Source organism: Agrobacterium sp. P15N1-A (assembly GCF_044626815.1).
Classification (GTDB): Bacteria; Pseudomonadota; Alphaproteobacteria; order Rhizobiales; family Rhizobiaceae; genus Agrobacterium; species Agrobacterium leguminum.
Genome location: NZ_JBIUPF010000004.1, coordinates 84,968 through 97,160, shown reverse-complemented (window position 1 = coordinate 97,160; position 12,193 = coordinate 84,968). Strand labels below are relative to the sequence as shown.

At 61.1% G+C, this 12,193-nt stretch carries 12 protein-coding genes; 6 read left to right on the top strand and 6 right to left on the bottom strand.

Annotated features, from left to right (window positions below; translation table 11 throughout):
- The first annotated feature begins 56 nt into the window (after positions 1-56).
- The gene (hisC, locus tag ACIK7D_RS15500; RefSeq protein WP_020808958.1) at positions 57-1,163 is read left to right on the top strand and encodes a histidinol-phosphate transaminase; all 1,107 of its coding nucleotides are present in this window, start codon (positions 57-59) and stop codon (positions 1,161-1,163) included.
- Positions 1,163-2,092 (top strand): prephenate/arogenate dehydrogenase family protein, encoded by a 930-nt coding sequence (locus ACIK7D_RS15495; RefSeq protein ID WP_400156734.1) that lies wholly within the window; start codon positions 1,163-1,165, stop codon positions 2,090-2,092. The genes hisC and ACIK7D_RS15495 overlap by 1 nt, the downstream gene beginning before the upstream one ends.
- Positions 2,093-2,209: 117 nt before the next feature.
- Here ACIK7D_RS15495 and ACIK7D_RS15490 read toward each other — a convergent pair whose 3' ends face one another.
- The gene (locus tag ACIK7D_RS15490) at positions 2,210-3,211 is read right to left on the bottom strand and encodes a DUF2125 domain-containing protein (RefSeq protein ID WP_400156733.1); all 1,002 of its coding nucleotides are present in this window, start codon (positions 3,209-3,211) and stop codon (positions 2,210-2,212) included.
- Between the two features lie 49 nt (positions 3,212-3,260).
- On the opposite strand from ACIK7D_RS15490, the gene ACIK7D_RS15485 reads away from it, so the two are divergent.
- Positions 3,261-3,812, top strand: coding sequence for a gamma-glutamylcyclotransferase (locus ACIK7D_RS15485; RefSeq protein ID WP_400156732.1), 552 nt, complete (start codon positions 3,261-3,263; stop codon positions 3,810-3,812).
- Here the strand turns inward: ACIK7D_RS15485 and ACIK7D_RS15480 are convergent.
- The 4 genes from ACIK7D_RS15480 to ftsE all read right to left on the bottom strand — a co-directional run bounded on the left by ACIK7D_RS15480 (position 3,785) and on the right by ftsE (position 7,202).
- Entirely contained in the window at positions 3,785-4,582 is a 798-nt protein-coding gene (locus ACIK7D_RS15480) for a lysophospholipid acyltransferase family protein (RefSeq protein WP_400156731.1), read from the bottom strand. The two genes, ACIK7D_RS15485 and ACIK7D_RS15480, sit on opposite strands and share 28 nt — an antisense overlap.
- 115 nt (positions 4,583-4,697) lie before the next feature.
- Complete coding sequence (locus tag ACIK7D_RS15475; RefSeq protein WP_164865301.1) at positions 4,698-5,414, bottom strand: YdcF family protein; 717 nt, start codon at positions 5,412-5,414, stop codon at positions 4,698-4,700.
- 128 nt (positions 5,415-5,542) lie between these two features.
- Complete coding sequence (locus tag ACIK7D_RS15470) at positions 5,543-6,550, bottom strand: ABC transporter permease (protein ID WP_020808964.1); 1,008 nt, start codon at positions 6,548-6,550, stop codon at positions 5,543-5,545.
- On the bottom strand, positions 6,543-7,202 hold the full coding sequence (gene ftsE, locus ACIK7D_RS15465; protein WP_003497447.1) for a cell division ATP-binding protein FtsE: 660 nt from the start codon (positions 7,200-7,202) through the stop codon (positions 6,543-6,545). The genes ACIK7D_RS15470 and ftsE overlap by 8 nt, the downstream gene beginning before the upstream one ends.
- Before the next feature lie 201 nt (positions 7,203-7,403).
- On the opposite strand from ftsE, the gene ACIK7D_RS15460 reads away from it, so the two are divergent.
- The 3 genes from ACIK7D_RS15460 (at position 7,404) to ACIK7D_RS15450 (ending at position 9,190) form a co-directional block, all read left to right on the top strand.
- Positions 7,404-8,075 (top strand): hypothetical protein, encoded by a 672-nt coding sequence (locus tag ACIK7D_RS15460; RefSeq protein ID WP_400156730.1) that lies wholly within the window; start codon positions 7,404-7,406, stop codon positions 8,073-8,075.
- A 70-nt stretch (positions 8,076-8,145) separates the two neighbouring features.
- A complete protein-coding gene (gene hpt, locus ACIK7D_RS15455; RefSeq protein ID WP_077985217.1) occupies positions 8,146-8,688 on the top strand; it encodes a hypoxanthine phosphoribosyltransferase in 543 nt (180 codons plus the stop codon).
- A gap of 142 nt (positions 8,689-8,830) precedes the next feature.
- Entirely contained in the window at positions 8,831-9,190 is a 360-nt protein-coding gene (locus tag ACIK7D_RS15450) for a response regulator (protein WP_003497441.1), read from the top strand.
- 255 nt (positions 9,191-9,445) lie between these two features.
- Here ACIK7D_RS15450 and ACIK7D_RS15445 read toward each other — a convergent pair whose 3' ends face one another.
- On the bottom strand, positions 9,446-12,139 hold the full coding sequence (locus ACIK7D_RS15445; RefSeq protein WP_400156729.1) for a TIGR02302 family protein: 2,694 nt from the start codon (positions 12,137-12,139) through the stop codon (positions 9,446-9,448).
- Between the last annotated feature and the right edge of the window lie 54 nt (positions 12,140-12,193).

Here is a 12,193-nt window from a genome sequence, read left to right as displayed (position 1 = left end):
ATGCCTCCGGCATTGCTTTTGCCGGGTTCTCCGGCGCTTTTCCAAAGGTCGATCAAATGAGTGCAGAGCTTAGCCAACCTGTTCCGCGTCCGGGTATTCTGGATATCGCCGCTTATGTTCCGGGCAAGGAACATGTGGACGGCGTTGCGAAGGTTTATAAGCTCTCCTCCAATGAAACGCCGCTTGGGCCGAGCCCGAAGGCGATAGAGGCTTTCGGTACGGCTGCCAGCCATCTGGAAATCTATCCGGACGGCCAGGCGATCGCGCTGCGTCAGGCGATTGCCGACGTGCACGGTCTCAACATCGCGAACATCATGTGCGGCAACGGTTCGGACGAGCTTCTCGGCCTGCTTTGCCACGTCTATCTGGGCGCGGGCGATGAGGCGATCATTACCGAACACGGTTTCCTCGTTTACAAGATCCAGATCATGGGCGCGGGCGCGACCCCGGTGACGGTGAAGGAAAAGGATTGTGCGGTGGATGTGGATGCGATCCTCGCCGCCGTGACGCCGAAGACCAAGATGGTTTTCGTCGCCAATCCGGGCAATCCCACCGGCACCTATGTTCCCGTTGCGGAAATCCGCCGCCTGCAGGCCGGCCTGCCGAAACATGTCGTGCTGGTGCTGGATGCGGCTTACGCAGAATATGTCCGCAAGAATGATTATGAGGCCGGTCTTGAGCTGGTCTCCGGCAACCGCAACGTGGTGATGACCCGCACCTTCTCCAAGGTATACGGCCTCGCCGCCCTGCGCGTCGGTTGGATGTATGGCCCTGCCGCTGTCATCGATGCGCTGAACCGTGTGCGCGGCCCGTTCAACATGAGCGCGCCGGCCATCGCGGCGGGTGCTGCGGCAATCCGCGATCAGGCCTTCGTAGAGAAGGCCGTGGCGCATAACGCGCTGTGGATGGAAAAGCTGGTCACGACCTTTACCGGCCTTGGCCTCACCGTCACGCCTTCGGTCACCAACTTCATCCTCATCCATTTCCCGGATCAGGACGGCAAGCGCGCGGCGGACGCGGACGAGTTCCTGAGCCGCCGCGGTTACATTCTGCGTGCGGTACGTGGCTACGGTTTCCCGAATGCGCTGAGAATGACTGTCGGCTCGGAAGAAGCCAATCTCGGCGTCATCGCGGCCCTTACCGAGTTCATGGGGCAGGCGTGATGGCTGAGATCATGTTTGAACGCATCGCGCTGATCGGCATCGGCCTGATCGGCTCGTCGATTGCCCGCGATGTAAGGGAACTGGGGCTTGCCCGCCATGTGACCATTTCCACCCGCAGCGAAGACACGCTGAAACGGGCGGAAGAACTGGCGCTTGGCACGGATTACACCGTTTCGGCGGGAGACGCGGTAAAGGATGCCGATCTCGTCATCGTCTCGGTGCCGGTCGGCGCGTCGGAAAGTGTGGCGCAACAGATCGCCCCGCATCTGAAGCCGGGCGCCATCGTGACCGATGTCGGCTCCACCAAGGCCTCGGTCATCGCGCAGATGGCGCCGCATATGCCTGACAATGTGCATTTCATTCCCGGCCACCCGCTGGCCGGTACGGAAAAATCCGGCCCGGATGCCGGTTTTGCAGGTCTCTTCCGCGACCGCTGGTGCATCTTCACGCCGCTGCCGGGCACGGATACCGAGGCTCTGGAAAGGCTGAAGGATTTCTGGCGGGCGCTCGGTTCGCGCGTGGATGAGATGGATGCCGAACACCACGACAAGGTCTTGGCGATCGTGTCGCATCTGCCGCACATCATCGCTTACAATATCGTCGGCACGGCGGACGATCTGGAGACGGTGACCGAATCGGAAGTCATCAAATATTCCGCCTCCGGTTTCCGCGATTTCACCCGTCTCGCCGCCTCCGATCCCACCATGTGGCGCGATGTCTGCCTGCATAACAAGGATGCGATCCTCGAGATGCTGGCGCGATTTTCCGAAGACTTGGCATCCCTGCAAAGGGCGATCCGCTGGGGAGAGGGCGACAAGCTGTTCGAACTGTTTTCCCGCACCCGCGCCATCCGCCGCTCTATCGTGCAGGCGGGCCAGGATGTCGACGCACCGGACTTCGGCCGTCACGCGCTGGACCAGAAGAAGTAGGCCTGCAAGGCAACGCGCGATTTGCTCTCTCCGTCATGCCGGACTAGATCCGGCATCCAGCCACGGCGCGTCTGCGCCGTGAGTAGACTCTTTTACGATTCAGGACCTGATCGCCACTCAGATCGGCGGAATTTTGCCCAGCGGAATAAAGCCGCTGACGGTGGCGCGGCCACGATCCACAACGAGATCGACGGATGCCCGGTCACCGCCGCCGGCGAGCGCGCCGAGCAGTTTGCGGGCCGTATCGATGGTGGATTGCAGCTGCGGGAAGACCTGCTTGGCATTGTCCGACCATGCACCGAGCTTTTCGATTTCCAGCTTGAACTGGCCGGAGAGATAGCCCTCATTGTCGAAGGAGAAGGGGCCGCTGATGCGCATGGTTCGGCCTTCGCCAATATCGGCCACCAGCCGGCGAAGCTCGCCGCTCGCGCCATAAAGGCCCGATCTGTCGCTGCCATCCACCATGCCCGCCTTCCCGGCAAGGGTGACATCGGCAATGGCGTTGAGGCGCGGCAGAAGCTGCGGCCAGTCCTTGATGACGGTTGCGGAGTCGGTGAGCGTGATGGCCCCGTCGAGATCGGCGCCGTTCTGGCGCAGATGCATTTCCGTTTTTACCGCATCGAAATCGATGGTCTGGCCGGTGACGGAAGAAACAGCCTGCGCCTTCAGCCCATCGATGAAGAGCGAGCTGCGGTCGATGCCCTTCAGCTTGGTGACGATGCTGGACTGCATGTTCTGCCAGGCGGCCGAAATCGTCAGACCGTGGGCGGAACGGATTTCCGCCGGCGAATCGAGTTCCCAGACGATGTGGCCGGGATTGTAGACCTGCGCCGCCGAGCGAAGTTCGCCGAAGGAAGCGGAAACGCCGTTCTCCTTGTCATCCACCGTCACTCTGGAGCAAAAGAGGCCGATGCGGAAGGGATAACCCTTGAAGGCGATATCGCCGCATTCGCCGCTGACGCTGCGGGCCTGTGAGGGGGCAATGACGTTCAGAACCGTCTGCCTCAGCCTGTCGGCGGCGTAAAACCACCCGGCGGTATAAAGTCCGATGACCACGAGGATGGCGATGGCGAGCCAGAGGAATTTTTTGGCGGTGCCGGATTGGCTTGACGCTGCCATATTGATCTCCGATGAACAGACTTCAGACAATTTCGATTTGGCTTGGGATATGGACGATTTTTGGGTCTTTGGCTACGGTTCGTTGATGTGGAACCCCGGCTTCGCCTTTGAAGAGAGGCAGCAGGCGCGGCTGCACGGGTATCGGCGCTCGCTTTGTATCAGTTCCAACTTTTATAGAGGCACCGAAGAAAAGCCCGGTCTCGTTCTCGGCCTGGAGCGCGGCGGCTCCTGCCTTGGCGTCGCTTTCCGCGTGCGCGGACAGGACCGCGAGCCGGTCATGATCTATCTGCGCGAGCGCGAACTGGTGACGAATGTCTATAAGGAGCGGCTGGTTTCCATCGCGCTTTCCGATGGCAGACGCAGCAGCGCGGTGACCTATGTGGCCGATCCCGCGCATGAGCAATATATCGGCGGTCTCGGCGTTGCCGAATCGGCGACCATCGTCGCAGCCGCATCGGGCCGGTCCGGGCCGAATACGGATTATGTCTTCAACACCGTGCAGCATCTGCAGGAGATGGGCATTCGCGACTCCCTGCTGGAGAGCATCGCCAAAAATGTCGGCACTCTCGCCGCTCAGTCGGCCATGGTTTCCCTGCCCTGAAGTTCGGCGATCCGCTTCACGGCGGTCGGCGGCAGCGGCAAATGCGGGTTGTTGCGCACGGTTTCCAGCAGCAACTCGTCGCTCGCCTTTTCCGTCACGTCGATCAGGCGCTTGAAGAACACGTCCGGGTCCAGCCCCGGCTCGATGGCCGGCAGGATACGCACCTTGAAATGGCCGGGATAACGCATGGTGGAACGGCGCGGCCAGAAGAGGCCGGGATGCATGGCGACGGGAATGACCGGAACCTGCAGATCGCGGTAAAGCCTTGCGATGCCATAACGATATTCGGGCTCGGCGCCCGGCGGGCGGCGCGTGCCTTCGGGATAGATGATGAGCTCGCGACCGGCGGCCATTTCTTCTTTCGCCCGCTCCATCACCTTCAGCATCACCTTGCCGCGTGCGGCGCGGTTGACCGGGATCATACGCTGTTTCATCACGTACCAGCCGAACAGCGGAATCCACATCAACTCCCGTTTTAGAATGTAAACGGGGTCTGGCAGATTGGGGAGCAGCGCATAGGTATCCCAGAAGGATTGATGCTTAGGCGCGAAGATGCAGCCGGTCTCGGGAATGTTTTCCAGCCCCTCGATCTCGAAGGTGGTGCCGACGATGGTTTTCATCAGCCAGTGATTGGAGCGCGCCCAGTTCTTGGGAATTTCGAAGGCGATCTTGCGCGGCAGGATGAAATAGATCGGCGTCAGCACGATCATGCGGACAATCAGGTTGAGATAAAACAGCGTATTGAAAAGAAAAGAGCGCAGCTTGAGCATCAACAGCCTTCCCGGAGCGCAGCCGTTCCGAAGCCTTGGACAGGCCTCGATGCCGGATGCCGATGCCAGACGCCTACACGAAAACAAGGGGCCGCAGCAAGCGCGTTCTCGCCGGTCAGGAAGAAGCGCTTGTCGTCTTTATCCGGGAATGATCTGCGGCGGCCTTGCGCAGACCGTCGCCCTTGCCGAAACCGGTGAGGTCGCGCCCCGCCGCCGCCACGAACTTCAGATATTCGTAAAGCATTGTTCTCACCACATCCGGCTCCACGAACCAGTTGGTGCGGGCGAGATCGGCGCTGATGACGGGATAGGCGATGAATTGTGTCTGCGGGCTGGCGCTGCGCAATTCATGCAGGCTGCGATGCATATGATAATTATTGGTGACGACGACGATGGAGGAATAGTTGTGGTCGCGTATCCAGCTTGCCGCCTCACTGGCGTTGCCAATCGTGTCTATCGCCTTGTAGCCCATATCCACGCAGCAGGAAAACATGTCGGATGACCCCTGCGTCATCTTGCGGATTTGCGCGCGGGTGGTGGCCGGGTTGACGCCGGAAATCAGAAGCCGCTTGCCCACGCCGTCTCTCAGCAGGCCGACCGCCTGTTCGATACGCTGATAACCGCCAGTAAGCACGATGATGGCATCGCCTCTCGCTCCCTCCGGCGGACGCATGGAGGCGACGGAATCGGCAAACCAAAGGAAACCGCCGGAAAATGCGCCGAGCACAATGACGCAAAGCAGGATGAGGCCGCGAATAAAACGGCGCAGAGGACCGCGCCGCGACAACAGGCCCTTTCTGGCCGGTCGCGCTGTCGTCTGATCCTGGTCCATCCGACTCACAAACATTCCTCCTGAATACTCGCCGATTAAGGCAAGGAACAGGCATTTTTGTCCACCGTCTGCAGGTTACATCCGGCTTGTGACGGTTTCAGTTTTATCGCAGGATTCCGGGGGTGTTCTCACGATGCAAGGCCGTCGCTTTTCGATGGATCGGAGCGGACGCGGTCGATATCGTCGATGGTGCGGATGACGGTCACGCGCGCCGTAATGGTGGTCAAAAGCGCGATGATGATCATCGTCATGGCAATGCCGAAATAGCCGCCGAGACCGACCGAAAATGAGCCGAAAAGCGCGCTCGCCTGATCGCTCTGCGGCGTGGCGACCGTGCTCGATTGCCAGAAACCGGCGACGAGGAAAACCGCCGCGGCCAGTGCGCTGCCCGCCGCCGCCCCCTTGAGGCTGATTTTCAGGAAGTGTTTCTGGAATTCGCGCGCCACAAAACTGCTTTCCGCGCCGACGAAATGCAGAACCTCGACGATATGCCGGTTGCCGGAAAGCGCGCCGCGCGTCGCAAACACCACCGTCAGCACCATGGCGGTGAAGACGAGGATAAGAACGCCGACGCCGATCATGACAGTGGTTCTGGCCATGGAGACCAGCCTGTCGACCCAGGTGCGGTGGTCGTCCAGAAATGCCTGCGGAATCTCGGCCTTCAGCATATCGCGCATCGCCTGGAAATCGGGCGGATTGTTTTCATCGATGGTGATGACGACGAGACGCGGCACCGGCAATTCGGAAAGATCGAGACCGCTGCCGAGCCACGGCTCCAAAAGGCGCGATGTCGCCGCATCGTCGAGGATGGTGCCATCCCGCGTGCCGACGAAGGTGAGCGCCAGGTTGCGCGCCTTGGAGAGCGCCGCATCCATGTCCAGCCCGTCCTCGGGCTTGATCTGGATGGTGATCTCACGGGAAATCTGGCTCTGCCAGGTGGCGGCGGTGGCGCGCACCATGGAGACGGCGCCCAGCGTCAGGCAGGCGAGAAAGGCCATGATGGCGATGACCACCATCAGCGCGTTGCCCTGAATATTGGAGGGCGGCAGTATGGGCGCCATCGGGCGGATGCGCATGGGCGGGCGCTTCGGCTGCGCCGCTTCCGGCTTCAATTGTTTGCGGTTGATCTCATTCATAGATGTCGAGCCGCCCTTCGGTCAGGATCATTCGGCGCGCATCGATCTGGTCCATCAGGCCGAAATCATGGGTGGCGATGACGACGGCCGTGCCCAGCCGGTTGAGTTCCAGGAAAAGGTTGAGAAGGCGCTTGGCCATCGGCGGATCGACGTTGCCGGTAGGCTCGTCGGCCAGCAGGATTTCGGGTTGGTCCATCAGCGCGCGGGCAATGGCGGCGCGCTGCTTTTCCCCGCCGGAAAGAATGGCCGGCAGCACATTGATGCGCTCGCCGAGCCCCACCCACTTCAGAAGCTCGATCACATCGTTGCGATAGGCGCTCTCTTCCTTGCCGCGCACGCGCAGGGGCAGGGCGACATTCTCATAGGTCGTCAGATGATCGAGCAGCCGGAAATCCTGAAACACGATACCGACGCGGCGGCGCAGCATAGGCAACTCGCTGCGCGGAATGCGCGACACATCGCGGTTGAACATGCGGATATTGCCGCGCGTCGGCTGCAGCGACATCAAAAGCAGGCGGAGCAGCGTCGTCTTGCCGGCGCCCGACGGGCCGGTCAGAAACTGGAACGAACCTTTGGGGATATCGAAGGTCATGTCCCTCAGGATCTCGGGTCCCATGCCGTAACGCAACCCGACATTTTCGAAATGGATCAACGGACTTCCAGTCTCTTCGTTTCGTGGTGGTTCGCAAGCCGCTGGCGCGTGGGGTTCGGATGTCGGGGTTTAACCCGGATCCGGCAGCCTGTGCGAGCCGTTTTTGCGAAGCATTAACCAATTAAATTTAAAACTTGGCAGGATTCGTTGCAATGCCCAGTTTTGCGGGCCGGAAAACCTCACCCAAGGAATTCTATGGCTATGTTCCGTTCATCTCGCCGGCAAGCGGCATTCGATTTCGACCTCCTGATGCCGGAAACGCCGGTGCGCCGCACGACGCGGGCGGCAAATCCCGACCGCGATGTGGTAGACGCGGAATTTGTCACCATCAAGGAAAACCGTGCGCGGCAACCCGGAAATGACAATCGTGGTGCTGCGCGCCGGCAGGCGGCAAAACCGCCCGTCACCATCGGTGTGCTCGGCCTTGCCTTCATCGGCTGGCTGGACCGCAGATTGTCCCGTCTTTCGGCTGATGCCTATTCGGCGCTGGTGGCGGGGCTCGCGATTTTCGTCTTCGTCTGCTCGGGCGGTCTTTCGGTGGTCGTGCCGGAAAAGCCGGCTGTTGCCGCTTCGGTGAACCCGCTCGCCATTTCCCATGTCACCGTGACCCCGATGGAGGCGGACGGCATGGATACTCTGCTCATCAACGGCATCGTCGAAAACAATGGCGGCAATCTTGAAGAGGTGCCGGCCCTCCGCGCCGATCTCTTCGCCGCCAAGGGACAGCTGGTGGCCAACATGGTCATCGAACCGCCGGTGAAAGAGATGCAGCCTGGTTTCAGCCACGGTTTTTCGGCAAAGTTGCGCCATCCCGGTGGAAAAACGCCTGAGATCAAGCTTTCCTTTGTTGAGGCGGGTGCGTCCGAACGCTGACTGTGCTAACGCGTGGTCTTCGTATTTTTACTGAAAGGTAAAATCGGCAAGGCGCAGCACAGGAGAAAGAATGCCCGTCGTCCGTGGAAAAAACATCGAGCCGCTTTATAGCGCCGAGCAGATCGCCGAGCGCAATCGCGATATGGCCAAGCACATTGCCAGCGGCCCGACTAAGGATTTGCTGGTCATTGCCGTGCTCAAGGGATCGTTCATTTTCGCGGCCGATCTTATCCGCGCGCTGCATGACAGCGGCCTTGCTCCCGAAGTCGAATTCATCACCCTGTCGAGCTATGGCGCCGGCACGGTTTCGCAAGGTGTGAGGATCGTCAAGGATATCGACAGCGACGTGAAGGACCGCGATGTCCTCTTGATCGATGATATTCTCGAATCCGGCCGCACGCTGCGTTTCGCCAAGGAACTGCTCTACGAGCGTGGCGCCCGCAACGTCACCATCGCCGTGCTGCTCGACAAGAAGGTCAAGCGCAAGGAAGATCTGGAGGCCGATTATGTCGGTTTCGAATGTCCGGATTATTTCGTCGTGGGTTACGGCATGGATGTCGCTTATGCCTTCCGCGAGCTGCCCTTTGTCGGCGTCGTGACCGGCGACGCCTGAGCACTTTTGCCGTGCCGGAACGGCACAGCGCGGAGACGCCTCGTTAACCATTCACCCAGCGAAGGGCTGGGTGTTTACCTCTTGAAAAGAGGAGCCTGCGATGTTGCTCACGGCTGGAAATGATGCCCAGGAGCAATGAGTAATGGCGAAGATTCTGATTACCGAAGACGAGGATGCATTGCGGGCTTTCGTCGCTCGCGCGCTGCGTCTCGACGGTCACGAGACCCATGAGGCGGCGGATGGCGAGCAGGGGCTGGAAAAGCTTCAGGAAACCAGTTTCGATCTTCTTCTCTCGGATATCCGCATGCCGGTCATGGATGGCATCGAGCTGGCGCACCGCGCCGCCGAACGCTTCCCGGCCATGCGCATTTTGCTGATGACGGGTTATGCCGAACAGCGCGAACGGGCTGACGATCTTGCGGAGAAGATCGTTGATGTGGTTTCCAAACCCTTTGCGCTTCCGGATATCCGCAAGGCTGTGGCACGGGCGCTTGCGGCCTGAGTGGTAAGGGCGCAGAGATTTAAAGGGCGGCCGTCGGGCCGTCTTTTTTGTTGGTCAGCCCCCTGGCTCAACGCGGTTCCCTACCTGCGTCATTCCGGCCTTGAGCCGGAATCCAGCCAGCCCAAGTCCTTGGGCTGAAAGAACTCTTTCCGCCGCGCAGACGCGCGTCAGCTGGATGCCGGATCAAGTCCGGCATGACGAAAAAGTTTAGGCGCTGAAGATGTAACGAGGCGCAGCATTACCTGCGCGTAACCCTCACTGTATATCCAGCAACCGCTCCAGATACCGCCGCTCGATTTCACCGGGCGGATTGTTGCCGAGCTTTTCGCGGATCGCCTCGAGGATTTCGCGGGCGCGCTGCACGTCGATTTCATCCGGCACCTTCACCTGATCGCCGAAATCCGGCCCAGTGGTGCTGCGCGGACGGCCGAGCGGATCGCGGCCATTCTGGCCGCCCTGGCCCGCCATGCCTTCCTGACCCTGTCCCGGCTGTTGGCCCTGCTGGCGCATGGCCTGCATGATCTGGCCCATCATGTCCTGCGCGCCCTGGCGCAGCGCATTCAGCGCATTGCCCTGACCTTCGACAGCCTGCTCGCCCTGGCCCTTGCCCAGCGCCTCGCCGGCTCCTTGCATTTCCTGCTGCGCCTTGCCGAAGTTTTCGCCCGGTTCCATGCCGAGATCGCGAAGCCCCTGTTGCAATTCGCCAAGCTGCTTGCCAAGCGCATCCTGCTGCGCCCTCAGGTTTTTCAGCGCCTCGCGCAATTGTTCGGCGGTCATCTGGTCGCTCGGCTGCCCGCCCTGCTGGCCATTTTCGCCCTGTTGACCCTGCTGCCCCTCTTGCGGCGGCTGGCCGTTTTCGCCCATCTGCTGGTCTTCGTTTTCGCCGCCCTGCTGCGGGTCGCCGCGCTGCATGCGGTCGCGCAGCGCCTGATCCAGCTTGAAGGTCTCGTCCATCAGCTTCTGCTGCTGCTGCAGGATTTCGCCCAGCTTGTCGATCTGCTGGCGCATCTTACTGCTTTGCTGCTGTCCCTGCTGGCCCTGACGCTGCGGCCGGCCGGCCTGCAGATTGTTCATCATGCGCTGCAGCTGCGAGAGCATTTCCTGCGCCGCGTCGCGATTGCCGGAACGGGCGAGGTTCTCGATCTGGTTCATCATGTTTTCCAGATCGCGCTGACGCAGAACGTTCTGTGCTTGGCTGTTCATGTTGGCCTGCGGCGCATTCTGCATGCGCTGCGCAAGCTCGCTCATGAACTGCTGCATGGCCTCGCGCAGTTCCTGCATCAGCTTGGCGATTTCCTCGTCGGACGCATTGCGCTGAAGCGCGTCGGAAAGCGCAGTCTGTGCATCGCGCAGGCGTCTTTCGGCCTGCGAAAGATCGCCGTCCTCGATGCCGAGCGCGATCTCCCAGAGGTAATCGGCCGTGTCCTTCAGCATTTCCTCATTATAGGCGAGGCGCATGCGGGTCTGCGCCGATTGCAGCAGGAGATAATGCGTCGTGTTGGGAATGGTCTCTTCCGGGCGCAGGCCCACCGCCTCGTTATAGGCGATCGCCTTCGGCATCTGGCGCGTATCAAGCGAGAATATCTGCCGCTGCTCGGCAATGGAGGCTGCGAGCGGTTCGGAGAAATTGCGGCCCGGCAGCACCATTTCATGTGCGGGGCTGCGGCCGGTCTGACCGGCGCCATCCGTCGCCACCAGCGTGATGCGCACGCGTTTTCCTGCCATCGGATGTTCGGTCAGGTTGCGGCTGGTCAGGCCCTTGATCTCGCGATTGTTCTGCCGCGGCAGATCGAGCTTGAATTCCGGCGGCGGATAAAGCGCGGTCGCACCTTCCGCAACGCCAATCGGCTCGATGATGGCATGGGCTTCCTTAAGCCCATAATCGTCCTTGGCGGTAAAGCCCACTTCCAGCGCGCCATTGACGGCGCGCCGCGGCATGTTGTCGAAGGCGATGCTGGGCGGCTGGTCGGGGATGACGTTGAACACCCATTGTTCGCCATTCGCGGTAATCATGCCGCTTTCGGTAACATCCATGGCGAAAGTGCGCGGCGCGACGGGCTGATCCGCCGAACGAACCGGCGCTTGAACGGCGATATCGCCGCTTGCGCTATCGGCACGCGCCGCTTCCGGCGACAGCTTTTGCAGCGCGCCTGCCATTTCCGGTTCGAACGTCACCTCCTCGCCGCCATCGCCGCCGGTCATGCGGATCGTCAGCCTGGAGGATTGCGGCACGGAAACCGTATCGCGGTTGGTTGCATCGCGTCCGGTCAGGAAAATCGGTGCGCGGCCGGTATAGGATGGCGGCGTGACCCAGGCATCGAGACGGATATCGGGATTGAGCGGACCGACGGCCGGCTGGCTGCGGAACGCATCGGCAATCGTGCCCGCGCCGTTGGAATAGGAAAAACCGAAGGCGGCTGCCAGAAGAAGGGCGGGAACGGCGCGCAGCGCGAGGCGGTCATAACGGGCGATATCGGGTTTCGGCAGGCCGGCATTCAGTGCGGCGATGCGCTCCGCCATGCGGATCTGGTGTTCTTTCCACAGCGTTCGGGAAAAGGGCGTATCGAAGGCCGGTTCGTCCTCCTGCACGCCAACCGGCTGGTGCGCGAGACCGTTGCGGTCTTCAAGCAGGCGGGATGCATCGTGGTCCGTCGGCCATTTTAGCCTCAGGATTGGCAGGAGAGTGGCGATGAAGGAGAAGACGAGCACGAAAACAACGCCGAGCCGCAGGAAATCCGGCATCTGCCGGTAGAGGCCGAACCAGCCAAGCGCCAGAAACACGGCGGCGATGGAGAGGGGCCAGAGCGTTTTCGGCGCAATTTTTTCCGAAAGCAGGACGATTTTCGCGAAGAAGCGCTTGGCGGCAACCCGGCGGGCAAGGTCCGGCCGCTGCGCGAATGCGCCGGTCGGGCGCTTTCTGCCTGTCCTGTCCTCTCCGGCTGTGGTCATCAATCCGTTCTCCCGGTTCTGGCCACGTCGAACGCCATTCCCGGAACGGCGCGC

What these genes read in the sequence shown, in the direction of transcription:
- ACIK7D_RS15495 (WP_400156734.1), top strand. Translation starts at nt 1,163, where the DNA reads ATGGCTGAGATCATGTTTGAACGCATCGCGCTGATCGGCATCGGCCTG.
- ACIK7D_RS15460 (WP_400156730.1), top strand. Translation starts at nt 7,404, where the DNA reads ATGTTCCGTTCATCTCGCCGGCAAGCGGCATTCGATTTCGACCTCCTG.
- hisC (WP_020808958.1), top strand. Translation starts at nt 57, where the DNA reads ATGAGTGCAGAGCTTAGCCAACCTGTTCCGCGTCCGGGTATTCTGGAT.
- ACIK7D_RS15475 (WP_164865301.1), bottom strand. Translation starts at nt 5,414, where the DNA reads ATGGACCAGGATCAGACGACAGCGCGACCGGCCAGAAAGGGCCTGTTG.
- ACIK7D_RS15445 (WP_400156729.1), bottom strand. Translation starts at nt 12,139, where the DNA reads ATGACCACAGCCGGAGAGGACAGGACAGGCAGAAAGCGCCCGACCGGC.
- hpt (WP_077985217.1), top strand. Translation starts at nt 8,146, where the DNA reads ATGCCCGTCGTCCGTGGAAAAAACATCGAGCCGCTTTATAGCGCCGAG.
- ACIK7D_RS15480 (WP_400156731.1), bottom strand. Translation starts at nt 4,582, where the DNA reads ATGCTCAAGCTGCGCTCTTTTCTTTTCAATACGCTGTTTTATCTCAAC.
- ACIK7D_RS15450 (WP_003497441.1), top strand. Translation starts at nt 8,831, where the DNA reads ATGGCGAAGATTCTGATTACCGAAGACGAGGATGCATTGCGGGCTTTC.
- ACIK7D_RS15490 (WP_400156733.1), bottom strand. Translation starts at nt 3,211, where the DNA reads ATGGCAGCGTCAAGCCAATCCGGCACCGCCAAAAAATTCCTCTGGCTC.
- ACIK7D_RS15485 (WP_400156732.1), top strand. Translation starts at nt 3,261, where the DNA reads ATGGACGATTTTTGGGTCTTTGGCTACGGTTCGTTGATGTGGAACCCC.
- ACIK7D_RS15470 (WP_020808964.1), bottom strand. Translation starts at nt 6,550, where the DNA reads ATGAATGAGATCAACCGCAAACAATTGAAGCCGGAAGCGGCGCAGCCG.